This window comes from Rothia koreensis (assembly GCF_052232265.1).
Classification (GTDB): domain Bacteria; phylum Actinomycetota; class Actinomycetes; order Actinomycetales; family Micrococcaceae; genus Rothia; species Rothia koreensis.
In genome coordinates, this window is the sequence record NZ_CP197643.1 from 1,938,649 (window position 1) to 1,960,418 (window position 21,770).

Here is a 21,770-nt window from a genome sequence, read left to right on the forward strand (position 1 = left end):
CGTTGTCGTGTCCGTGGGATTGGGGTGCTTGGTGCGCCGCGTGCGGCGCTACTGACCGTTCCTGGGGTCCTTGCCGGATCCCAGGAAGAAGTCGGGTGGGAGTTCTTCGATGGACTCCGCTTCTTGGGCCGAGGCCTGTGGCTCGGTGACCTCCGCGTCCACGGGACGGCTTTCGAGGGGCCTGTCCCAGGTGTCGAGTGAACCGGGGCGGATGTCCTTCTTCTGGTTCGCGTACTTCTGGGTGAGTTCTTCTTCTCGTTCGGCCATGCCCTGTTTGACGGTGGCCGTGAATTTGAGGGCCTTGAGTGCACCCTGCCGGACCGGTGTCATGGCGCCGGAGAACCAGATCCTGCTGACGGTTCCGTGGCCCTCATCCCTTTTCTCGACCTGCATGGGGTCCCTCACCACTAGTTCCTGTGCGGTCTGGACGATCTGCCCGCCTCGCTTGGAGGCAACGTATCCGGCCGCCGCCCCCGCGAGCAGCAAACCTGCTTTGGACCACCAGCTCATCGACCTTCTCCTGTCTCTGAGGTCCGGCCGGCTCCGGTCGCCGTGCCGGCGTCCTGCCCTTGGGCCTGGTGCCCGTTCTGTTTGCCGTCGCTCTCGGTGCGGAAGGCCTTGCGGACGCCGTAGGAGAACGAGGCGACCTTGATCAGGGGCTGTCCGACGGTGGAGGCGACGAGACTCGAGAGAGCGGACACGTTGGCCGAGGCATCAGAGACGTTGTCGGTGATGCCGTCCACCTTGGCGAGCTGCGAGTTGGTGGTGGTGACGGTTCTGGTGACTTCGTCGATGAGCGGACCGGTTCCGGCATTGATCTGCCGGACGGTCTCACGGATTTCGTCGAAGACCTTGCCGAGTTTGATGATCGGCATCGCGAGGAGGGCCACGAGGATCGCGAATACCCCGGCCGCGATGAGCCCTGCGATTGCTCCGCCCGTCATGAATGCACCGTCTCCTCTGGTGGAATCGATTGGGTCCCGACGGTCGCTGGCTGCTTTTGCCGGGACGAGTGACAGTTTACGGCATGCCACTGTCATTCATTGCCCTATTAAAGCGGCGATGGCCCGGGCATTTGCCCGGGCCATCGGAGCAAGGCTGGACGCCTTAGGACATGCGCGAGTAGTACTCGACGACGAGCTGTTCCTCGCACGTGACGGGAATCTCGCTGCGCTGGGGCTTGCGCTCCAGCTTGGCGTGCAGCTTGTCGATCTCGACATTCAGGTACGCCGGGGTATCCGGGAGGACGTCCTGGTTGGCGCCGGTGGCGGCAACCTGGAACGGGTCCATCTTCTCGGACTTCGGGTGCACGTGAACCAGCTGGCCTTCCTTGACGCGGAAGGAGGGGCGGTCCACGCGGACGCCGTCGACCATGATGTGACGGTGCACGACCATCTGGCGGGCCTGAGCGATCGTGCGGGCGAAGCCCGCGCGGAGGACCAGTGCGTCCAGGCGCGACTCGAGGATCTGGAGCAGGATTTCACCGGTCCGGCCCTCGGTGCGCTTGGCTTCCTGGTACGCGCGGAGCATCTGGGTCTCGCGGATGTTGTACTGCGCGCGGAGACGCTGCTTCTCGCGCAGACGGACGGCGTAGTCCGAGTCGGCCTTCTTGCGGGCACGGCCGTGCTGGCCGGGACCGTAGGGGCGACGCTCGAAGTACTTCTCGGCCTTCGGAGTCAGCGGGATTCCGAGGGCGCGAGACTTGCGCACCAGGTTACGGGCGCGCTTGCTCTTGGGAGTTGATGCCACAATGTGCCTTTCATGCGGTTGACCGTGCGACGCGGTGGAGCACGATCATTTGTTCTGCTGTTACTGGCCTCCATGGTTCCGTGCACGTTTCGCACGGTGGAGAGCTGTGGGTCAGCCGCAACCCTCACTACAACTGCCCCGGTGATCACCCATGGGGGTGCGTTTTGGGGAGCTTGCCAGCCAACGCCCCAGTCTAGCTTCTTCATGTGCTCCCGACCAGGAGGAACAGAGCCGGGTGCGTCACACCCTCCCGACGAGGAGGGGACGCACCCGGCTCCTGATACTCAGGTGTGGTTACTTGCCGTGCACTGTGATCCTCGGGTTCCACATACGGCCACGGACTAACCCGGCACCGGCCCTCCAACCATCCAACAGCTCGCATTTGAAGTCGAGGACACATGCGTGCTCTCCGCCGTCGTCACTCCAGCTGAATTCGAGGGGCAGCGTGAGGGTCGCATCGTGCCAGTCGAGCTTGTCGGCATGGGCCGAATCTCTCCACTGGAGGTTGGGCGACACCGGGACTCCCTGCCTGATTCCCCACCGGCCGCGACTCGCCAGGGAGGCCCGCCCTTTGAACGTCTTTCCGCCCGCCCGGGGAAGGGTGATCGACGGCGCCGGAACGTGACGGTTCCATCCCTGGCCGTTGTAGGTCTTGACGCTCATGGGCTGCGCATACGGCCAGCCCTGGGCCTGAATGGTGACGGCGATGTTCATGTTCGCATCGGCATAGCCGCCAAAGGTGTGGCTGTAGTTCCGGAGGCCGTCGAAAGTCATGGCCTCGGCAATGCGCGCGCAGTTGCCGCTTTGGACTTCCTCCTTGGTCAACTGCTTCGGATCTCTGGGCTGCGATGCCGCGAGGGCCGGCACGGAAGCGGAGGCGGCCGCCAGGGGGACCGACCATGCCGCGCCCTTGCCCAGGGTGCGGCGAGACAAGTGGCTCATCGCATTTGAGGGTGTAGGTGGTTCCTGAAGCCGCCGGTGTCGAGCAGCGATCGGGCTATGTAGTTCGTGAGGTTCCGGAATCCGAGGGCGGAGCCGCGGAGGTGTTCCAGGCGCCCGTTGATCGCCTCTGTTGGCCCGTTGGACGTGCCGGGCCGGTCGAAGAACGCGAGGATGTCGGCGGCGCGCTGCTTGAGCGTGCGGCCGAGCTTGCGGACCTCCACGAGCGCGGCGGGGACGCCGCTGGAGACGGAATCGATGACGGCTGTCATCAGCTTCTTCGCCGTCTTCCGATCGGGTTCGCGGTAGGCAGCGATCACGCGCTGGTAGATGCCCCAGGTCGCCTCGACCTCGACGTGCTCGGAGACCGCGAACAGTGCCTCGAGACGGGTCTGCTGCCGGTCAGTGAGCAGCTGCGCGCCGGTGTGGAGGATGCGGCGGGCCTTGTAGAGCGGATCGTTTTTGCGGCCCCGCCGGCCGTGCAGGCACTGCTGGACGCGACGACGGCAGGTGTCGAGGGCGTCGCCGGCGAGGCGGACGACGTGGAACGGGTCCATCACCGCCTGCGCGTCCGGGAGCTCCTCGCTGACGGCGGTCTTGAAGCCGGTGAACCCGTCCATCGCGACGACCTCGACACCATCGCGCCAGTCCTGCGGGCGTGCGGCGAGCCAGGTCTTGAACACGGCTTTCGAGCGACCCTCGATCATGTCCAGCAGACGGGCGGGGCCGGTCTTGTCGCGGTTCGGGGTGAGGTCGATGATGACGGTGACGTACTTGTCGCCGACTCTCGTGTGGCGCCAGACGTGCTCGTCGACGCCGATCACGGCGACGCCGTCGAACCGGGCGGGATCGTCGATCAGCACTCGACGCCCTTCAGCGAGGACCGCGTTGTTCGCCGTGTGCCAACCGACACCGAGTCCGGCGGCGACGCGGGCGACGGTGAGGTGGTCGATCACGAGCGCTTCCAACGCCCACCGCATCCCGCTACGGGACAGCTTGGCTCGCTCGGGCGCCGCTGCCGTGAGGTCCTCACGCCAGGACCGTCCGCATCCCGAGCACTTGTAGCGGCGGACCCGGACCAGCAGCGTCGTCGGGCGATGACCGAACGGCTCGTGGGCGAGACGCCGCGTGTCCGTCCCGCGCGAGAGCGCCTGGCTACCGCATCCCCGGCACCACGGATCCGGCTCGGCGACGCGGCACTCGATCACCGCGCGATCCGGCTCAAAAAGCTGACCGGTGGCCACGAGGCCGAGCTCGTCGAGATGGCAGAACACGGTCAGATCAGGGGTCGCGAAGGTAGCGTGGTGCACGTCGAGGTCTTCCGGCAGATGGTCAGTGTGAGAACTTCCATCATCGGAAGGCCTCGACCCTCATCCGGCGACCGACGCGCTCAGCCACCTACCCCCTCAACTGCGAAGAGCCAGACAAGTTCTGCTGTGTCATGGGGTGCTTTCATATCGGGCGGACGGGATGTCCGACAGGTCTGCGAGGGGCGTTCCCGGATAGGCAAAAAGGAGTCCACCCGGAAACTCACTCGGTAGCTTAGATGCCATCCTTTCCCATAGCGAGTGAACTATTGCACACGGTGACAACAAAATCTTCGTTCAACTAATCGATTATTCTTTCCATTAGCGCAGACACCGTCGCTCTGCGTCCGAAAATATTTCGATCGAGACACGCCGAGACGGCACGAGAAGTCCACTTCATGGACACCACTTCGGGAGGCTCATCATCCCGCCTGTGCCGCCCGCTAGCGGAGCTTCTGGGCCACCTCGGAACCGGAGGCCGATCCGCACTCCCTTGATATGTACCCACCCCAGAACGAATTCATCTCAGATAGTTTTGTATCGAAATACATTCTTGGGAATGACATGCGAAAACACTGCAGGAGTAGTGGTTGCAGATCAAAGAAAGGCACAATATTGATGTGAAGAGGAATCCCACTGGGATTTCCTCCCGATGCAGTATCGACTCTCGTCAAGGGGCTATTTGACGCCGAAGGTACCCAGAATCCTGCGAATGATCCCCAGCCGTTGCCGGAGGGGTTTCTCCGAGCCGTACTCCGTGGGTCGGTAGTATTCGCGCCCGACCAGCTCATCCGGGGCATACTGCTGGGCCGCCACGGCGTGGGACACGCTGTGCGGATACACATACCCCTTGCCGTGTCCGTGCTGGGCGGCGCCCGGATAGTGCGCGTCCCGGAGGTGCGGCGGAACCAGACCTGCCTTGCCGGAACGGACATCGCCCATGGCCTCGTCGATTGCGGTGATCACCGCGTTGGACTTCGGGGCCGTGGCCAAATGGATCACGGCCTGCGCGAGGTTGATTCTCGCTTCGGGAAGACCGATGAGCTGGACGGCCTGGGCCGCGGCAACGGCCGTCTGCAACGCCGTCGGGTCGGCCATCCCGATGTCCTCACTCGCGTGGACCACGAGCCTTCTGGCAATGAACCTCGGGTCCTCACCGGCCTCGATCATGCGTGCCAGGTAGTGCAGGGCGGCGTCGACGTCGGAGCCTCTGATCGACTTGATGAACGCCGAGATCACGTCGTAGTGCTGGTCGCCGCCCTTGTCATAGCGGAGGGCCGCCTTGTCCAACGCCTCTTCCGTGTGCTTCTCGGTGATCTCGACGGCGCCGGACCTGTCCGTGGCCTCACCGTACGCGACGGCGGCCGCCGCCTCGAGGGCGGTCAGGGCCCGGCGCGCGTCTCCCCCGCACAACTCGACCAGGTGGCGTCGGGCGGCGTCGGACAAGGACACCTGGTCGCGCAGCCCTCTCTCTTCGGAGACCGCGCGATCCAGGAGGCCACTGATCGCCTCATTGTCCAAGGGTTTGAGCGTGACCAGGATCGAGCGCGAGAGCAACGGGGAAATGACCGAAAAGGACGGGTTCTCGGTCGTGGCCGCGACCAGCACGACCCACCTGTTCTCGACTCCCGGCAGCAACGCATCCTGCTGTGCCTTGGTGAAGCGATGGATCTCGTCCAGGAACAAGACCGTGGTGATGCCCCGCAGGTCACGGTCGTTCAGAGCCTGGTTGATCACGGCCCGGACGTCCTTGACCCCTGCGGTCACGGCCGAGAGCTCCGTGAACTTGCGGGAGGAACCGCGGGCGATCACGTGGGCAATCGTCGTCTTGCCCGTACCAGGCGGGCCCCACAGAATCACCGAGGAAGGCCCCGCCGGGCCGGCGTCCTCCCCCGCCAGCACGCGCAAGGGAGAGCCCGGTTTGAGCGCATGCTCCTGCCCCACGATCTCGTCGACCGTGCGCGGACGCATTCTCACGGCCAAAGGACTCCGGGGGCCGGTCGAGCGGCCACTCGCGGACTCCTCAGGGGAGGATTCGTCGTCGCTGTCGAAAAGAGATTGGGTCACGCACCCAGCCTATCGGAGGGGCCGGCGGCGCGTCAGAGCAGGTCGGCGCTGTCCAGGACGACGGTGAACGGGCCGTCGTTGACCAGCTCGACCTTCATTTCTGCGCCGAAACGACCCGTCTCGACCGTGGCACCCAAACCGCGGAGGGCTGAAACGTACTGCTCGAACAGTGGTTCGGAGACCGGCCCCGGCGCCGCCTTGGACCACGAAGGACGCCGCCCCTTCCTGGCGTCGCCGTACAGGGTGAACTGGCTGACGGCCAGGATCGGTGCCTGTTCGTCCGCGCAGGACTTCTCCCCGTCCAGGAGGCGCAGATTCCAGGTCTTGTCCGCGAGTTTGGCGATTTCGGCGTCACCATCCTCATGAGTGATGCCGACCAGCGCCACCAGCCCCGGCTCGTCGATCCGGCCGACGACCTCGCCCGAAACCGTCACCTGTGCACGTTCGACTCTCTGAAGGATCACACGCATGGGGCCAGTCTAGACAACGTCTCGTCCGCGAGCGGCTCATCCGAGATCGACGAGAGCGACCCCGGCAATGATGAGCACGATACCCAGAACCATGCGCTTGGTGAGGGGATCCTTCCAGATCGCGCGGGCCAACAGGGCGATCAGTGCAATACCGATCGCCGTCCAGATCCCGTACGCCACGCCCACCGGCATCCCGGCGTGCAAGGAGAGCCCGAGGAACGTGAATCCCGCCGCGTAGAAGATCATGATGGGCGCAATCCAGCGCTTTTTCCTAAATCCGTCCGATCCGCGCAGACTCAGCGTGGCCGCGACCTCGGAGACTATTGCACAAGCCAACCAGATCCAACTCATGGGCGCTCCTCGGAAACGACCGGGATCGGTACCGTCGCCGGATAATGGGATTCGGTGCCGGTCTCGATCACCAGCACCCCCAGCATGATCAGGCCGATGCCGAAGATCCCGGTCAGAGACAAAGCCTCGCCGAAAAGCGCCCAGCCCAGGATCGCGGTCAGGGCGACGCCGACAGAGCTCCAGATTCCGTACGCCAACCCGACCGGCAGGCCCGCGCGCAGCAACGACCCGAGCAACAGGATCGCTCCCACGTATCCGACGACGGCCACGGGCACCCACGCCGGGTTGTCGACGGCACCGCGCAAGGACATGGTTCCGGTGACCTCGGCGAAGATCGCGCTCGTGAGCAACCACCACTTCTTCATCGGTGACCTCCTTTCGCCTCGGCGTGATCGATCAATTCCTGGGCACGGACCCCCACGGCCGCAAGGTTCTCCGCAGGGAACACACCGGTGGCCTCGGACATCCAGGCACCATCCGCGCAGAACCGGGCTGCCGTGAGCAGGGAGCGGGCCTCGTCCGCGACGTCGTCGACCGCGAACCACGGCGACAGGAATCTGTGCCATGGCTCCCCGAGCTTCGGGTGATAGAGCGCCTCCGAAAACACCCAGTAGTCCGCACGGGAAACCTCGGCGCTCGTGGCAACGGCGGCGTAGGCCCGATACCGCTCGAACACGGAGAGGGCTTCCGGTGCAGCGCCCGTGTGGTCTCGCAACAGGCCGTCCCACCGGGCCGCGGCGTGCTCGACCATCCCGAGCATCAGATTTTCCTTGCTCGAGTAGTAGTACATCAGGCCCTGCTTGGTCAGGCCCGCCCGGCGAGAGACGGATTCCAGGGACACCGTGACCCCCTGGACCGACTCCTGTTCCTCCGCAAGTTCCTTGGCCGCGCGCAGGATGCGCGCTCTCGTATCTTCGCTCACCCCGGTCACTTTACCTGCCGGGAGGTAAAGTACGCCAACCAGTCCTCATATGGGGACACAGACGTGTGGACTGCCGGTTCCCGCTCCCCTCGCGATCAGGCGCCGACGAGGCCGGGTACCGAGAGGGCGCCCGGACCCAGAACCACGATGAGAGCGGCCAGCGTGAGCAGAAGGATGTCATATTCGGGTCCACCCTTGGTCGCCCAGTACGGGCTGTGCCAGGCCATGACATGCAGGCTCGTGGTGATGATCATCAGGACCACCACGCCCAGTCCTGCCCATTGCGCCAGCACGCCCGTCGCGAAGGCCACGGCGGCCGCCAGTTCCGCAATGGTCACGAACCAGGCCACAGGAACTGCCAGGCCGTCGGCCTTCGCGAACGCCGGAACATCCTTGGCCTTGACCAAGAACTCCCGGACGAAGGCCACGGTGAGCATGGCGCGAACCAGCAGAAGAACGATGGAGACGAGGGCGGGTGAGACGGCGAACATGGTCAACGACCCCTTTCGCCACGAGCAACTGCCGTGGTGCGAGTATTCCGGGCCCTCGGATGGTCCGGTGCGGCCATGCTACGCCCATCCGGCCCGGACGCGGCAGGGGCGAGGTCAGGACTTTCCGAGCCGGAAGTCCTCCTCGAGCTCTTCCAGGCTCCTGTCCTTCGTTTCGGGGACCCACCGCATCACAATCGGCACGATCACGACGCCGATCACCGCGAAGGCCAGCATGATCGGCCCCGCTCCCACGTGGGACTGCAGCACGGGGAACGACTGCGATACGGCGAATGCGGCCAACCAGTTGAACAGTGTCGCGATTCCCATCGCGAACCCGCGGATGCGCAGCGGAAAGATCTCGGCCAGGATGACCCACAGCACCGGGCCCCACGTTGCGGAGAAGACGTTCGTGAACAGGACGAAGGCCAGAATGGTGACCACGACCTGCACCACCGAGCCGGGCTCGCCGAAGATCGTAACAAGGCCGATCGCGGCCGTACTCACGATCAAACCGGCGACACCGGTCAGGAGCAGCGGCTTGCGGCCGCGCCGATCCACGATCTTCATGTGCACGACCACGGCGATCGTGGCGATGTTCAGCATCCCGTTGAGGAAGGAGAACAGCAGGGACTGAGTGGGCGTCAGGCCCAGGTCAGTCAACACGCTCGGCGAGTAGTAGACCACCGCGTTGATGCCCGTGACCTGCTGGAACACGGCAAGGAGCACGCCGATGACCAAAAGCTTGGCGACCCAGCCCTCGCTCCATCGGCCCGAGGCTTTTCCGCTCCCGGTGCCATCCGGACCCTTGTCGGACCGGTCCTCCATATCCTTCGCGGCAACCGCGCTGATTTCCGCGTATTCTGCGTCCGCCTCTGCGGGATCGTTGCGGATGGTGCGCAGCACGTCGTGTGCCCTCTCGGGATAGCCCCGCCGCGTCAGGGACCGAGGCGTATCCGGCATGAACAGCATTCCGAGCAACAGGACCAACGCCGGGAAGACTCCGATCAGGAGCATCCAGCGCCAGGACCCACTGAAGGACAACACGAACCCGACGCCGCCGGCCACGCCCGTGCCGACCACGATGAGGTACTGGTTCATCGAGGTGGCGATCCCCCGGCGGCTTGCCGGCGCTATTTCCGCCAGATAGAGCGGCACCACCACGGAAGAAATACCGATCCCCAGACCCAGGACGAGTCGGGATGCGACCAGGACCTCCGCCGTCGGCGCGGCACCGGCCCCAGCGGCCCCGATCAGGAAGACGACCGCGGCCGCCAGGAGCATGCGCTGCCGTCCGATCTTGTCCGCAAGGGGCCCGCTGGAGATGGATCCGACCATGGCTCCGATGACGCCGGAACTCACGACGAGCCCTTCGACCGTCGGCGACAGCGGGAGTTCGTCCGGGACGAAGAAAATGGCGGCGGCGACGATGCCGTTGTCGTATCCGAACAGGAGCGCCCCCAGTGCGCCCAGCACAAAGACTGTTTTCGTGGTGATCAGGCGATGGTGTTGTCGCACGGTAGAGGCCTTTCTCGGTGTGCCGGCCCCGGCGTCGGCTCGATGCGGGATCCGGACTCTCATGGGCTGCGAGGTGAGTAATCGATTTATTGCCTGCGGCACACCATAGTTGAGGGAACGTGCTCCAACAAGACCTGGATCACATTTTTCGCCCCTTCCCTGCCGCCTGCGATTCTTGGTCCCTCTGCCCTGTTTTTCCTTGTGTCAGGTGCGTTGGCGGCGTCGTGCTCACCAGACGGAGTATTGACATCACATATCTCCGCTCGTACGGTTTCGGTCAGTAATCGTTTTCCCACGGAAAGCGAATCACGATGCGGTCACCCGTATCGACGAGCTTCGAAGGAGATGCCATGACTGACTCTGCACCCACGACCTACCGGTTCCCACCGCAGGCGCCGTCTCCGGAGGCCCCCGAGCAGACGGTCATCCTGATTCCCAGCGGTGACTTGCGGGAAAGCGCCAACACGGCGAGTTGGTCGGCCCAGCAGGAGCTGGAACGGCTCGTCACCGACGCCGTCGAATCGACCGGATGGTCGGTGCAGCGCGGGTTCGAGCCCGACCAGGAGCGGGGCCACGGCTTCATTCGGTCCCAGCGAATGGGGATCGACGTCTTCCGCGACATCCCCCGCGACGCTCCGCTGATCGTGGCGACCGCCAATTGGCAGTACAGCCACCACGTCCTCGCCGGCCTCCGCACGCACCGCGGCCCCATCCTCACGGTGGCCAATTTCGCCCCCGAGTGGCCCGGCCTGGTGGGTCTGCTCAACCTCAACGGAAGCCTCACCAAGATGGGCCGGGAGTACTCGACCCTCTGGACCGTGGACGGCACCGACGACTGGTTCAGGGACGGCGTTCGGGAATGGCTCTCGACCGGATCGGTCACCCAGGACGCGTCCCATGTTCGCGACCTCCCCGCTTTGGAAGACAGCGAGGAGAAACGTCTCGGCGAGGCCCTCGGCGACCAGTTGCTGACCGACAAGGCGATCATCGGCGTGTTCGACGAGGGGTGCATGGGAATGTACAACGCGATCATCGACGACGAATTGCTCAACCCCATCGGCGTCTACAAGGAACGCCTCTCTCAGTCCGCGCTGGTCGCCGAGATGAGCACGGTGTCCGACGAGGAGGCCGACGCCGTCGGACGGTGGCTCGAGGACGCCGGCATGACGTTCCGGCTGGGCGAGGACGAGGCCACGGAGCTCACCCCGAAGCAGCTTCGTGCGCAGTACAAGATGTACATCGCGGCGATGCGGATCTCCGACGACTTCGGGCTCGACGCCGTCGGGATCCAGTATCAGCAAGGACTCAAGGACACCTGCCCCGCCTCCGACCTGGTCGAGGGCTTGCTCAATAACGAGTACCGGCCTCCGGTGACCAGTCGCGACGGCTCCCGCGTGCTGTGGGACGGCCAAGCTCTGCCGAACTTCAACGAGGTGGACGAAGGCGTGGCCGTGGACGCGTTGGTCACCAACCGGGTCTGGACCGCGATGGGTATGGACCCGGCCACGACACTTCACGACGTCCGCTGGGGAGAAGAATTCGACGGAGCATACGTCTGGGTCTACGAGATCTCCGGTTCGGTCCCGGCCTCCCACCTGCCCGGCGGCTACAAGGGCGCGGAAGGCTGGCGGCAGGACCCGGTCTTCTTCCCCGCGGGAGGATCGACGATCAACGGCGTCTCGAAGCCCGGCGAGATCGTCTGGTCCAGGGTCTACATCCAGGACGGTGCCCTGCACGCCGACGTCGGCCGCGGCAGCGTCGTCGAACTCCCGGACGAGGAGACCCAGCGCCGCAAGGAAGCGACCAACCCCGAGTGGCCGGTCGCGAACGTCGTCCTGCACGGGGTCGACCGCAACCAGTTCATGGCTCGCCACAAGGCGAATCACGTGCAGATCGTTTACGGTGACGACGCCGACGCCGCCGACCGCGCCCTGACCGCGAAGGCCGCACTGTTCTCCCGCATCGGTGTCACCGTGCACGTGTGCGGCGACGTCCGGATCGCCTGACCGCGGGCGGGTGCGACGGCAGAGCATGTGCGTCCAGTAAGCTGGCAGATGTCCGTGTGACGCGGGAGGCCACACCGCGGCCTCCCGCGTCCCGCACCCCATCACAACCCCTCGGAGGATCCATGTCCCGGTCCGAACCGACAGTCCGCGACGTCGCAGAGCGTGCGGGAGTCTCGTCGGCCACGGTCTCGCGGGTCATGAACGACGCCCCCAATGTGGACAAGCAACTCGCGCGCCGCGTCCGGGAGGCCGTGAAAGCCACGGGATACGTGCCCAACGCGGCCGGCAGGTCCCTGCGGGCTCGCAGCAGTTCCCAGATTGCCGTGCTGATCCCGGACGCCGACAACCCGTACTTTTCGCAGGTGGTCAGCGAGGTGGAACCTGCGGCCCGAAGCGCCGGCTACTCCGTGATGCTGTGCCACACGGGCAATGAGCCGGACCAAGAGCAGACGTACCTCGACCAGATCGTCGCCCGGCGCATGGCCGGCGTGATCGCGATTCCCTCCGACGAGAGCTGGTCGGGGCTGACACCCCTGACGGAGGCCAACATCCCGGTGGTTCTGGTCGACCGGCGCCTGCCCGACGTCGAGGTCGACCGCATCGCCACGGACAACATGGACGCCGGCCGACAGGCCGCGGTTCACCTTCGCGACAAGGGATTCCGCAGGCCGGCGTGCATCACCGGTCCGGAAACCCTGACGACCACCGAGGACAGGCTGCTGGGCTTTTCCCATGCGTGGTCGACCTCTGCCGGTGGCGCGCCGGCCCTCTACCGCGGGGATCTGCACTTCGACTCGGGCTTCACCGCGATGACCGGGATCCTGGACGACGGCGACATCGACTGCGTGTTCGTGACCAACAACCGCATGTCGGCGGGTGCTTTCCAAGCCATCCGTGGGCTCCCCAACCCGCCCGCACTCCTCGCGACCGACGACGACATCTGGACCCGTCTGGTCACCCCTTCGGTCTCCGTGATCCAACAGCCCATCCGCGACACGGGCCGGTTGGCCGCGCAGATGCTCATCGACCGCATCGCTGCACCGAACGAGATGCCCCGGACCACGCTGCTGAGTTCGAAAGTCATCGAGCGAGAATCCACGGCCGGCGGGCCTCCTTCGCGGGGGTGATGTTTGGGTTCGGGGGCGGCGGCGTCGTCGGGTTTGGGATTGGGCTTGGGGGCGGCGTCGGGTTTGGTTTTAGGGGCGTCGTCGGAGGCTCGGGTGCGCGGGGTGTGAGGGCGGCGTCGGGCGCTCGGGTGCGCGGGGTGTGAGGGCGGCGTCGGGCGCGGGTTACTGCGCGCAATTGTGTATTTCCTAGTCAATACAGATCCTTCGGGCGACGTCAGAAGCTCGTCGCCACCTCCGGCCTTCCTGGTACAGCCCATGACTCCGGTCGAATTCCGTCCGTGGGTGGGGTTTGGCCGATTCGGTGCCGAGTCCCGGCGTTTCTCTCGCGTTGTTGCCCCGCGATTCTGGCGCGTTGGGTGGGGGTTGACCGATTGGGTGCCGAATTCCGGCGTTTCTCTCGGGTTTTTGCCCCCTTAATTCCGGCGCGTTGGGTGGGGGTTGGCCGAACTGGTGGCAGTTACCGGCGTTAGGAGGAGGCTAAAGCACCACCTAACGGCAGGCATCGCCTCGCAATCGGGCAACCCCCTCCCGACCGAGGCCCTTCGCCAACCTGAAGACGACTGTGCCACCACGCGCGCCACCCCACCACCGTTCACAACCGCCTCACGAAGCACGACGTCGTCGCCGCGGGCCATCAGCGAATCGAGGTGGCAATGGCGTGCGTTTTCGGCCCTGCTCGGCCCGCGAAGTGGCAGATTTGAGCGGTTTTGGGTGCAAAAACCGCACGAAAGTGCCACCTCGGCAGGTTCGACCGCCGAAACCGCCCGCGGCACTCGTGGCGTCCGGAAGTAAACGATTTCTCCCATCAGAAGAATACCCCGCCCAAGACGCGCAGTTGCCCTATTGACACCCCGGCCCTCCGCCCGTAGCGTGTCGGTAATCGATTACTCAGATGATGTTCCCCGTCACAAGGAAGTGTGGTGAACCGTGATGGCCGCAGATCTCGCCGGCATCTCTCGCCTCCGCAATGTCTCGACCCGTTCGATCAGTCCCGAAAACTTCGACGGTTCCCCCGGAGGCGGGGGCCGCGCCACGGAAGGGACCGGGGCCGCGGCCGCGCGGGACCTGGGGCCCGGGTGGAAGATTTCGCCCAGCGTCGATATCGCCCCTGGTGAGACGTTCGACCTCGCCAACATCCGCGAACCCGGCCGCATCACTCACGTGTGGATCACCACCCACACCGATCACTGGCGGACACTGCTCCTGCGCGCCTTCTGGGACGGCGCCTCCGAACCTGCCGTCGAGGTCCCGTACGGAGACTTCTTCTGCAACGGGTGGGGCGAGTTCTCACAGGTCAGCTCCCAACCGATCGCGGCCAACCCGCAGGGCGGCTTCAACTCCTACTGGCCCATGCCCTTCAAGGAATCGGCCCGATTGACGCTCGAGAACACCTCCGAGGTCGTCGCGACGGTCTACTTCCAGATCACCTACGAAATCGGTGGCGACTACAGCGACGAGGCCTACTTCCACGCCCAATGGCGGCGCAGCAACCCTCTGCCTGACAAGACAACGCACACGATTCTGGACGGCGTCGAGGGATCCGGGCACTACGCGGGCACCTACATTGCCTGGGGCAGCAATTCCAGCGGCTGGTGGGGCGAAGGCGAGATCAAGTTCTACCTCGACGGCGACGACGCCTACCCCACCATCTGCGGCACCGGCACGGAGGACTACTTCGGAGGCGCCTGGAACTTCGACGTACCCGGCCACGGGTACCAGGAGTTCTCGACCCCCTACCTCGGGATGCCCCAGGTAATTCGACCCGACGGGCTCTACGCAAGTCAGCAGCGATTCGGCCTGTACCGCTGGCACCTGCCGGACCCGATCCGTTTCCACCAGAACCTGTCGATCGATATCCAGGCCCTCGGATGGCGGAGCGGGTGGCGCTACCTCCCGCTCCATGACGACATCGCCTCGACCGCGGTCTTCTACCTGGACCGCCCCACGGCGTCCAGACCGACGACGCCGGGCTTCGACGACATGGAAGTCCACATCGGCAAAGAACCGGTCCCCGATCTCGGGGCGACTCCCCCGCGGGAACCCCGCAGCTGAACACTTCGACCATCAGAATCGGCCCGTCCTCCAGCGGCGGGCTCGCCGGAGAGGAACACGGCATGAGCCAGACATCGACGTCGCCCCAGAAGACCCTCGACAGAGCCCACGAAAAGATCCCGCCGCGCGTATACCTCATCGCGCTCCTGGCGGGCCTGTCCGGGCTCCTGTACGGATATGACTCCGGGGCCATTTCGGCGGCCCTACCACCCATGATCGAGGACTTCGGGCTCTCGGAGGGCTCGGTCGGAGCGATCACGTCGATGCTCCTGTTCGGGTCCCTTCCCGCGATCGTCGTGGCCTCCGTGGCCGCCCTTCGCTTCGACCGGCGGCACCTGCTGCTCGTGGCCGGAGTGATCTTCGTGGTCGGGTCGATCGGCTGCGGTCTGGCCACCTCGGCGGGCCTGGTCGGCGCCTGGCGGTTCTTCCTGGGCCTCGGCGTCGGAATCGCCAACATGTTCGGGCTGATCTACCTGTCGGAACTGGCGCCCACGAGAATCCGAGGCATGTTGTCCGGCCTGTACCAGCTGGCGGTCAACTGCGGGATCCTCTCGGCGTACGTCGTCGGCGGCACCCTCGCTCCCTCGGGGGCTTGGGAGTGGATCCTGGCCCTGGGCGCCGTCCCGGCCGTCGTCTTCTTCATCGGCATGTACATTGCGCCCCCGAGCCCCCGCTGGTTGCTGACCCGGGGACGCGAGAACAAGGCACTCAAGGTTCTCCGCACGCTGCGCGGGACACCGCAGATCGCGGAACTCGAAGTCCGCGAGATGAAGGAAATGCTCAACACGACCCGTGGTGGGGTCAAGGACCTTGTCTCGCACGCGCGCAAACCCGTGCTCCTGCTCCTGGGGCTGACCTTCTTCCAGGTCTTCACGGGGATCAACGCCGTGATCTACTACGCCCCGATCATCTTCGGCAAGCTCGAAGGCCTCGGCAGCAACTCGGGCCTGATCGCGAACTACAGCGTCGGCATCGCCCTGGTGGTCTCCACCGCCGTGGCCCTCCCGATGATCGACAGGGTCGGCCGAGTCACGATGCTCGCCTGGTCCATGGCCGGCCAGACCCTGTCGATGGTTGCACTGTGGGTCCTCCCGGAATCGGGATGGATCACGGTGGTGCTCGTCTTCCTCTACACGTTCTCCTTCGGATTCGGCATGGGACCCGTGTTCTGGCTCCTGGTCCCGGAGCTTTTGCCGCTGCGTCTGCGCGCCGTCGGCATGGGCGTGGTCACGTTCGCCCAGTACCTGATGAACGCGATCTTCTCCTCCATGGTTCCCCCGGCCATCGCCTCGTACGGGTCCGTGGTCTTCCTGGTGTTCGGAGTCCTCTCGCTCGCGGCGTTCTTCTACGTGCTGCGCCTCGTCCCCGAGACGAGCGGGCAGTCGCTGGAGAACATCGAGAACTACTGGAAGACAGGGTCCTTCGAGATCTTCAGCGAGCCCGCACAGCGCAACGGCTCACGCAAAGGCTGAGAGCCCCGTGATGTTCTTGCCCACGATCAGGGTGTTCATCTCGCGGGATCCCTCGAAGGAGTAGATGGCCTCGGCGTCGGCGAACAGCTTGGCGATCTCGTACTCGAGCACGATACCGTTCCCGCCGAACAGCTCTCGGCCCCAGGCGACCGTCTCCCTCATGCGGGTCGTGCAGAAGGCTTTGGCCAGCGCCGCCTGTGCCGAGGTGTCCTCCTTGTTCTCGGCCAATTGGCCCAGACGAATGACCATGCCCAGCATGGCCGTGACGTTGCTGAGCATCTTGACCAAGAGGTCCTGGATCATCTGGAATCCGCCGATCGGTTTCCCGAACTGGACGCGGGTGGTGGCGTACTCCCGGGCCACCTCATAGGCACGCATTGCGACGCCGGTGGCCTGCCAGGCGACGTCGCCCCTCGTGTCCCGCAGGATCTTGGCGACGTCCCGGAACCCGTTGATGTTCTGCAGCCGGTTCTTCTCGGGCACCCGAACATTGGTCAGGGTCAGGTCCGCATTCTCAACCGTGCGCAGGGAGATCTTTCCCTGGATCTTCTCGGCGTGGAACCCCTCGGTCCCCTTCTCGACCACGAAGGCCTTGACCTGGTCGTCCGCGGTGTCCCTGGCGTAGACCACCACCAGGTCCGCGAACGTTGCGTTGCCGATCCAGCGCTTGGCGCCGTTGAGCACCCATTCGTCGCCGTCGCGCGTGGCTGTGGTCCGCATTCCGCCGGATACGTCCGATCCGCCCTCCGGCTCGGTCAGTCCGAACGCGCCGATCAGGGACATGTCCACCATGTCCGGCAACCAGCGCTGACGCTGCTCCTCGTCGCCGCCACCGGCCACGGAGCCCATCGCCAGGCCCGTGTGCACACCTGCCGCGACGGCGAAGGAAGGATCGGTCTTGTTCATCTCGATCCGGATGAATCCGGCCAACAATTCGCTGTGGGGCGTGACCTGGACCCTGCTGTACTCGGGGTAGCTTCCCGCCGCGGTTCCCAAGGGTGCCAGCTTCTTGAACAAGTCTTTCGGGAACTCGCTGGCTTCCCATGCCTTCTCGGCCAGGGGCTTGATCTCCGTGGCAAGGTACTCGCGGATACGTTTCAGCTCAGACTGCTCCTCCGAACTGAGGAGCGAGGCGTAGTCGAGAAAATCGGACGTCGTGTTGGCTGGTTTGGACATGGTTGGTCCTTCTTTCCGTCTGGTCATGGTTCGTTGCGGGTCTGGGTCGCCGTCGTTCGGCCGGGTCGCCGTTCGGCCCGTGGAGATGGATCAGCGTCCCTGCCACTGGGGTTTCCGGCGCTCGGCGAATGCCGCGGCCCCCTCGGCGAAGTCCTCCGACAGCTTCAAGGAATCGACGATCCGCGCCTGCCCCGCGAAAGCCTCCTGCTCCGTGGTGTTCTCGGCCATCCTGGCCACATCCTTGACCGCGGCCAGGGCCAGCGGCGCGTTGGCGGATATCACGGCGGCGAGCTCGGTGGCGGTTTCGAGAGCGCGTCCTTCCTCGGTCACCCGGTTGACCAGGCCGATCTCGTGGCCTCTCTCGGCCGTGAAGGTTTGGCCCGTCAGGAGCAGCTCCATCGCCAGGTGGTGCGGGATGCGTTGCGGAACACGAATGGCCCCGCCTCCCCCGGGAATCAGACCGCGCGTGACCTCGGGCAACCCCAGGGTTGCGGCTTCGGCGGCAACGATCAGGTCGCAGTTCAGCGCAATTTCCAGGCCTCCGCCCAGCGCGAAGCCCTCGATCGCGGCGATCATGGGCTTGCTGGTGACCGTCTGCACGAATCCGGCGAATCCGTGCCCCTCGATGCTCACGTTCTCGCCCTTCGCAGCGGCCTTGAGGTCCATCCCCGCGCAGAACGTCCCCGAGGCCCCCGTCAGGATGCCGACGCGCAGATCCGGATCGGATTCCAACTTTTCGACCGCGGCTCGCAACTCACCGGCCACCTCGGCGTTGATGGCGTTCTTCTTCTCCGGCCGGTTCAGGGTTATGACCAGCGCGGAATCCTTGGTTTCGGTCGTAACAACTTGGCTCATGTGATCTAGATCCCTTTCACTCTTCCCCCGACTCTATGCCCGCGGGTCGGTGATTCCAGGATTCCGACTCGGCGGCGTCACACGTAACAAGGACCTACGGACGTTCGGGCCGCGGCGTCGGCCGGCAGGCACGGAACACGACCGAAAGGCGCGGGGCCGGCATCCGCAGATCGGAAGGGTGGGACAAGCCTTCAGACCGACTGCGCCGTCAGCGGAATGCGTCCGCCCGCCAGAACCATCGACACCTGACGCTCGGACAGGCTGTGGCGCAGTGTGGTCTCGCGACCGCCGATGGTTGCCTTCACAGTGCGGCCGCCCGTCAACGCGTTGCGCAGATCCTCCAGCACGACGACCTCGCCCTGCTGCGCGGCCTCGTAGTCGGCGTCGTCGTCGAACTGAAGCGCGAGGATGCCGAAGTTGGCCAGATTCTGCCAGTGGATGCGGGCGAAGGATTTCGCGATGACCGCCCGCAGCCCGAGGTACCGCGGGGCGATCACGGCGTGCTCGCGGGAGGATCCCTGGCCGTAGTTGTCGCCTGCGATCACCACGTGGCCGCCGTCCACCTGACCGGCACGCTCCGGGTAACTCGGGTCGATCCGTGTGAAACTGAACTCCGAAATCTTCGGAATATTGCTGCGATACGGCAGGACGCGGGACCCGGCGGGCATGATCTCGTCCGTCGACACGTTGTCCCCCATCACCAACAGGGCCGGGGCCTCCAGGTGGTCGTCGAGCGGCTCGAACTCGGGCAGGGAGGAAATGTTCGGTCCCTTCACGAGCTCGACCTGCAACGACTCTTCCTTCTCCGGTGGGGGCAGCAACATGTCGTCGTTGACGCTGTACTTCTCCGGCATTTTCGGCTTGGGGCAGTCGATGCCGTGGCTCTCGCCCAGGGTTCGCGGATCCGTGATCTTGCCCGTCAGCGCGGCCGCGGCGGCCGTCTCCGGAGAACACAGCCACACGGCGTCCTCCTCCGTACCGGAACGACCCGGGAAATTGCGCGGCATCGTGCGCAACGAGTTGCGACCCGTGGCCGGTGCCTGCCCCATACCGATGCACCCCATGCACCCGGACTGGTGAATACGGGCCCCAGCCGACACCAACGACGTCAACCAACCTCCCGCGATGAGGTCCGCCAGAACTTCGCGGGAGGTCGGATTGGCGTCCACCGAAACCTGCGGGTGGGTCTGCTGTCCGTGAAGAGTCTCGGCGACCACCGCGAAATCCCGCAATCCAGGATTCGCGGACGACCCGACCACCACCTGGAACACGTCCTCGTCCTCGACCTCGGCCACCGGGACCACATTGCCGGGTGAGGACGGCTTGGCGATGAGAGGCTCCAGGGAAGACAGGTCGATGTGCTCTTCGACGTCGTAGGTCGCGCCGTCGTCGGCCTCGATCCGTTGGAAGACGTCGGGTCGGCCGACGGCGTCGAGATAGTCGCGCACGGCGTCGTCGGCGGGGAAAATGCTCGTCGTGGCGCCGAGTTCGGCACCCATATTGGCGATGACGTGCCGGTCCATCGCCGTCAGCCCCTTCAGACCGGGGCCGTGGTACTCGATCACGCGACCGACGCCGCCTTTCACATCATGGCGACGCAGCATTTCCAGGACGACGTCCTTCGCGGAAACCCAATCCGGCAACTCGCCGGTGAGTTCGACGCCCCAAACCTCGGGCATCGAAACGTACAGGGGCTGACCGGCCATGGCCATCGCGACTTCCAGTCCCCCGACGCCGATGGCCAACATTCCCAGGGCACCCGCGGCGCATGTGTGGGAGTCGGAACCGATCATGGTCGCGCCGGGGCGCCCGAAACGCGACTGGTGCACCGGATGGGAGACTCCGTTGCCCGCCTTGGAGAACCACAACCCGAATCGCTGTGCCGCGGATTGGAGGAACAGATGGTCATCGGGGTTCTTCTCGTCGGTCTGCAACAGATTGTGGTCCACGTACTGGACCGACAATTCCGTCTGGATACGGTCCAGGCCCATGGCCTCGAGTTCGAGCATCACCATGGTCCCCGTGGCGTCCTGAGTCAGGGTCTGGTCGACCTTCACGGCGATCTCCTCACCCGGGGTCATGGTCCCCTCGACCAGATGGCTCGATATGAGTTTCTGAGCAACGTTCTGTGACACTTCTCTGCCCTCCCGGCTCTGACGAGCACCGGGTCTTCTCTGACCCGGGATCTGATCCCAGGCTATGCCCCACGTCACAAAAGGTTAAGTCGGGGGGGGGTCGGGATGGGGCGGGGCGGCGTCGTGGGTCGGGGCGGCGTCGTGGGTCGGGGCGGCGGCGTGGGTTCGGGCTTTCACTGCCGAGGTGGCATTCCCGTGCGGTCCCACTTCACGAGGTGGCACTCCCGTGCAATTTCAGGCCCCAAAACCGCACAAACCTGCCACCTCGCGGACAGACCACCCCCGAAAACGCACGAAACTGCCACCTCGACCGACAACCCCGCCATCCCGGGCACGAAGTGGCATTCCCGTGCGGCCCCACTTCACGAAGTGGCACTCCCGTGCGATTTCAGACCCCAAAACCGCACAAACCTGCCACCTCGCGGACAGACCACCCCCCGAAAACGCACCAAACTGCCACCTCGACCGACAACCCCGCCATCCCGGGCACGAGGTGGCATTCTCGTGCGGCCCCACTTCACGAGGTGGCACTCCCGTGCGATTTCAGACCCCAAAACCGCACAAAGCTGCCACCTCGCGGGCGGGGCACCCCCAAAACCGCACAAACCTGCCATCTCGCGGGCGGGGCACCCCCGAAAACGCACGAAACTGCCACTTCGACCCGAATACCGACGACGCCGGCGCCCCGTTCGGCTCCGTTGGGTGGCGGTTGCCGGATACGGAGGAGTTTTCAGTCGTTAGGTGGTGGCTCAGCCCCCACCTATTGGAGGCCAACGGCTCCGGATCGGGTAACCGCCACCCAATGCGGGGCGGGGCGGGGCGGGGCGGGGCAACCAGCCGAGGCCCCGCGCCACAGCCGAGGCCCCGCGCCACAGCCGAGGCCCCGCGCCACCACCGGGGCCCCGCGCCACCGCCGAAACCGCGCAGGCACAGCCGATTTCCGAGGTGCTCATCCGAAACCCTGCCCGCCAGAAGCGCCACCCAACCACCCACGGCGCACCCTCACCGAACCGAACCCACCCCACGCCCCGAACCCGAAGTCGAACCCGGCGCACCCCCACCAAACCCGGCCCGCCGCTCACACCCCGAACGCAACGGCAAGGCAACTTAAGGGGAATCGGGAGCTTGTGCCAAGG

Annotated in this window: 19 protein-coding genes; 4 read left to right on the forward strand and 15 right to left on the reverse strand. The window is 65.3% G+C overall.

The window, feature by feature from the left end:
• Positions 1-48: 48 nt before the first annotated feature.
• The 12 genes from ACTSLZ_RS08620 to ACTSLZ_RS08675 all read right to left on the reverse strand — a co-directional run bounded on the left by ACTSLZ_RS08620 (position 49) and on the right by ACTSLZ_RS08675 (position 9,811).
• Positions 49-510, reverse strand: a complete 462-nt coding sequence (locus ACTSLZ_RS08620; RefSeq protein WP_443094729.1) for a hypothetical protein — start codon at positions 508-510, stop codon at positions 49-51.
• Entirely contained in the window at positions 507-944 is a 438-nt protein-coding gene (locus ACTSLZ_RS08625; RefSeq protein ID WP_178979869.1) for a DUF948 domain-containing protein, read from the reverse strand. Before ACTSLZ_RS08625 ends, ACTSLZ_RS08620 begins: the two co-directional genes overlap by 4 nt.
• A gap of 163 nt (positions 945-1,107) precedes the next feature.
• Positions 1,108-1,749, reverse strand: a complete 642-nt coding sequence (gene rpsD, locus ACTSLZ_RS08630) for a 30S ribosomal protein S4 (RefSeq protein WP_129314441.1) — start codon at positions 1,747-1,749, stop codon at positions 1,108-1,110.
• 294 nt (positions 1,750-2,043) lie between these two features.
• A complete protein-coding gene (locus ACTSLZ_RS08635; protein WP_443094730.1) occupies positions 2,044-2,691 on the reverse strand; it encodes a hypothetical protein in 648 nt (215 codons plus the stop codon).
• Complete coding sequence (locus ACTSLZ_RS08640; protein WP_179628043.1) at positions 2,688-3,998, reverse strand: ISL3 family transposase; 1,311 nt, start codon at positions 3,996-3,998, stop codon at positions 2,688-2,690. The genes ACTSLZ_RS08635 and ACTSLZ_RS08640 overlap by 4 nt, the downstream gene beginning before the upstream one ends.
• Positions 3,999-4,673: 675 nt before the next feature.
• Positions 4,674-6,062, reverse strand: a complete 1,389-nt coding sequence (locus ACTSLZ_RS08645; RefSeq protein ID WP_443094731.1) for a replication-associated recombination protein A — start codon at positions 6,060-6,062, stop codon at positions 4,674-4,676.
• A 32-nt stretch (positions 6,063-6,094) separates the two neighbouring features.
• Positions 6,095-6,532 (reverse strand): D-aminoacyl-tRNA deacylase, encoded by a 438-nt coding sequence (gene dtd, locus ACTSLZ_RS08650; RefSeq protein WP_129314442.1) that lies wholly within the window; start codon positions 6,530-6,532, stop codon positions 6,095-6,097.
• A gap of 36 nt (positions 6,533-6,568) precedes the next feature.
• Positions 6,569-6,883 (reverse strand): DMT family transporter, encoded by a 315-nt coding sequence (locus tag ACTSLZ_RS08655; protein ID WP_129314443.1) that lies wholly within the window; start codon positions 6,881-6,883, stop codon positions 6,569-6,571.
• Complete coding sequence (locus tag ACTSLZ_RS08660; protein ID WP_129314444.1) at positions 6,880-7,248, reverse strand: DMT family transporter; 369 nt, start codon at positions 7,246-7,248, stop codon at positions 6,880-6,882. Before ACTSLZ_RS08660 ends, ACTSLZ_RS08655 begins: the two co-directional genes overlap by 4 nt.
• Entirely contained in the window at positions 7,245-7,805 is a 561-nt protein-coding gene (locus ACTSLZ_RS08665) for a TetR/AcrR family transcriptional regulator (protein WP_443094732.1), read from the reverse strand. The genes ACTSLZ_RS08660 and ACTSLZ_RS08665 overlap by 4 nt, the downstream gene beginning before the upstream one ends.
• A gap of 95 nt (positions 7,806-7,900) precedes the next feature.
• Positions 7,901-8,296: a DoxX family protein gene (locus ACTSLZ_RS08670; protein WP_443094733.1), complete on the reverse strand. Its 396-nt coding sequence runs from the start codon at positions 8,294-8,296 to the stop codon at positions 7,901-7,903.
• Positions 8,297-8,410: 114 nt separating this feature from the next.
• Entirely contained in the window at positions 8,411-9,811 is a 1,401-nt protein-coding gene (locus ACTSLZ_RS08675) for a sugar porter family MFS transporter (protein WP_443094734.1), read from the reverse strand.
• Positions 9,812-10,161: 350 nt separating this feature from the next.
• Between ACTSLZ_RS08675 and ACTSLZ_RS08680 the strand changes: the two genes are divergently transcribed.
• The 4 genes from ACTSLZ_RS08680 (at position 10,162) to ACTSLZ_RS08695 (ending at position 16,468) form a co-directional block, all read left to right on the forward strand.
• Entirely contained in the window at positions 10,162-11,817 is a 1,656-nt protein-coding gene (locus ACTSLZ_RS08680) for a fucose isomerase (protein WP_443094735.1), read from the forward strand.
• Positions 11,818-11,939: 122 nt separating this feature from the next.
• Positions 11,940-12,944 carry a LacI family DNA-binding transcriptional regulator gene (locus ACTSLZ_RS08685; protein ID WP_443094736.1) on the forward strand — a complete coding sequence of 335 codons (1,005 nt, stop codon included), beginning with the start codon at positions 11,940-11,942 and terminating at the stop codon, positions 12,942-12,944.
• 930 nt (positions 12,945-13,874) lie between these two features.
• Complete coding sequence (locus tag ACTSLZ_RS08690; protein ID WP_156265363.1) at positions 13,875-14,996, forward strand: glycoside hydrolase family 172 protein; 1,122 nt, start codon at positions 13,875-13,877, stop codon at positions 14,994-14,996.
• Positions 14,997-15,058: 62 nt separating this feature from the next.
• Positions 15,059-16,468, forward strand: a complete 1,410-nt coding sequence (locus tag ACTSLZ_RS08695; protein ID WP_443094737.1) for a sugar porter family MFS transporter — start codon at positions 15,059-15,061, stop codon at positions 16,466-16,468.
• On the opposite strand, the gene ACTSLZ_RS08700 is transcribed toward ACTSLZ_RS08695, so the two are convergent.
• The 3 genes from ACTSLZ_RS08700 to ACTSLZ_RS08710 all read right to left on the reverse strand — a co-directional run bounded on the left by ACTSLZ_RS08700 (position 16,454) and on the right by ACTSLZ_RS08710 (position 20,634).
• Positions 16,454-17,644, reverse strand: a complete 1,191-nt coding sequence (locus ACTSLZ_RS08700) for an acyl-CoA dehydrogenase family protein (protein WP_443094738.1) — start codon at positions 17,642-17,644, stop codon at positions 16,454-16,456. The two genes, ACTSLZ_RS08695 and ACTSLZ_RS08700, sit on opposite strands and share 15 nt — an antisense overlap.
• A gap of 90 nt (positions 17,645-17,734) precedes the next feature.
• A complete protein-coding gene (locus tag ACTSLZ_RS08705) occupies positions 17,735-18,499 on the reverse strand; it encodes a crotonase/enoyl-CoA hydratase family protein (protein ID WP_443094739.1) in 765 nt (254 codons plus the stop codon).
• Between the two features lie 191 nt (positions 18,500-18,690).
• Entirely contained in the window at positions 18,691-20,634 is a 1,944-nt protein-coding gene (locus ACTSLZ_RS08710; protein ID WP_443094740.1) for an aconitate hydratase, read from the reverse strand.
• Between the last annotated feature and the right edge of the window lie 1,136 nt (positions 20,635-21,770).

What these genes read in the sequence shown, in the direction of transcription:
- ACTSLZ_RS08620 (WP_443094729.1), bottom strand. Translation starts at nt 510, where the DNA reads ATGAGCTGGTGGTCCAAAGCAGGTTTGCTGCTCGCGGGGGCGGCGGCC.
- ACTSLZ_RS08625 (WP_178979869.1), bottom strand. Translation starts at nt 944, where the DNA reads ATGACGGGCGGAGCAATCGCAGGGCTCATCGCGGCCGGGGTATTCGCG.
- ACTSLZ_RS08635 (WP_443094730.1), bottom strand. Translation starts at nt 2,691, where the DNA reads ATGAGCCACTTGTCTCGCCGCACCCTGGGCAAGGGCGCGGCATGGTCG.
- dtd (WP_129314442.1), bottom strand. Translation starts at nt 6,532, where the DNA reads ATGCGTGTGATCCTTCAGAGAGTCGAACGTGCACAGGTGACGGTTTCG.
- ACTSLZ_RS08655 (WP_129314443.1), bottom strand. Translation starts at nt 6,883, where the DNA reads ATGAGTTGGATCTGGTTGGCTTGTGCAATAGTCTCCGAGGTCGCGGCC.
- ACTSLZ_RS08660 (WP_129314444.1), bottom strand. Translation starts at nt 7,248, where the DNA reads ATGAAGAAGTGGTGGTTGCTCACGAGCGCGATCTTCGCCGAGGTCACC.
- ACTSLZ_RS08670 (WP_443094733.1), bottom strand. Translation starts at nt 8,296, where the DNA reads ATGTTCGCCGTCTCACCCGCCCTCGTCTCCATCGTTCTTCTGCTGGTT.
- ACTSLZ_RS08680 (WP_443094735.1), top strand. Translation starts at nt 10,162, where the DNA reads ATGACTGACTCTGCACCCACGACCTACCGGTTCCCACCGCAGGCGCCG.
- ACTSLZ_RS08685 (WP_443094736.1), top strand. Translation starts at nt 11,940, where the DNA reads ATGTCCCGGTCCGAACCGACAGTCCGCGACGTCGCAGAGCGTGCGGGA.
- ACTSLZ_RS08690 (WP_156265363.1), top strand. Translation starts at nt 13,875, where the DNA reads ATGGCCGCAGATCTCGCCGGCATCTCTCGCCTCCGCAATGTCTCGACC.
- ACTSLZ_RS08695 (WP_443094737.1), top strand. Translation starts at nt 15,059, where the DNA reads ATGAGCCAGACATCGACGTCGCCCCAGAAGACCCTCGACAGAGCCCAC.
- ACTSLZ_RS08700 (WP_443094738.1), bottom strand. Translation starts at nt 17,644, where the DNA reads ATGTCCAAACCAGCCAACACGACGTCCGATTTTCTCGACTACGCCTCG.
- ACTSLZ_RS08705 (WP_443094739.1), bottom strand. Translation starts at nt 18,499, where the DNA reads ATGAGCCAAGTTGTTACGACCGAAACCAAGGATTCCGCGCTGGTCATA.